Origin of the sequence: Lysobacter sp. TAB13 (assembly GCF_052113885.1) — a bacterium.
GTDB classification, from domain to species: domain Bacteria; phylum Pseudomonadota; class Gammaproteobacteria; order Xanthomonadales; family Xanthomonadaceae; genus Lysobacter; species Lysobacter gummosus.
Genome location: NZ_JBFRDR010000146.1, coordinates 1 through 506, shown reverse-complemented (window position 1 = coordinate 506; position 506 = coordinate 1). Strand labels below are relative to the sequence as shown.

Annotated in this window: 1 protein-coding gene; it reads left to right on the top strand. The window is 65.0% G+C overall.

Annotated features, from left to right (window positions below):
* The coding region (locus AB4Y92_RS25550) for an AMP-binding protein (protein WP_441822164.1) at nt 1-506 on the top strand (506 nt) is incomplete at both ends.

Sequence of the window (506 nt, the reverse complement as noted above, 5' to 3'; positions counted from 1 at the left end):
CAGGCCCTGCGCACGCCGGAGGCGATCGCGGCGGAGCAGGACGGACAGTCGCTGAGCTACGCCGAACTTAATGCGCGCGCCAATCGGCTTGCGCATCATCTGAGATCGTTGGGTGTCGGCGCGGACGATCGCGTCGCCATCGGGATGCCGCGCAGCCTCGATTTGATCGTGAGCCTGCTGGCGGTGCTGAAGGCCGGCGGCGCCTATGTGCCGCTGGACCCGGCGTATCCGTCCGAACGCTTGGGTTACATGCTCGACGACAGCGCGCCGAAGGTGCTGCTGACGCATAGCGAGGTGCGTGACCATCTGCCGGCCAGCGATTCGCTGACGGTGCTGGAAGTGGATCGCGATGCTTCGGCGTGGCAGTCGTATCCGTCGGAGAACCTCGATCCGGCCGGCGTGACCGCGAACAACCTTGCCTACGTCATCTACACCTCAGGTTCCACCGGCCAGCCCAAAGGCGTGATGGTCGAACACGCCAATCTGGCGAACCTGATCCACTGGCA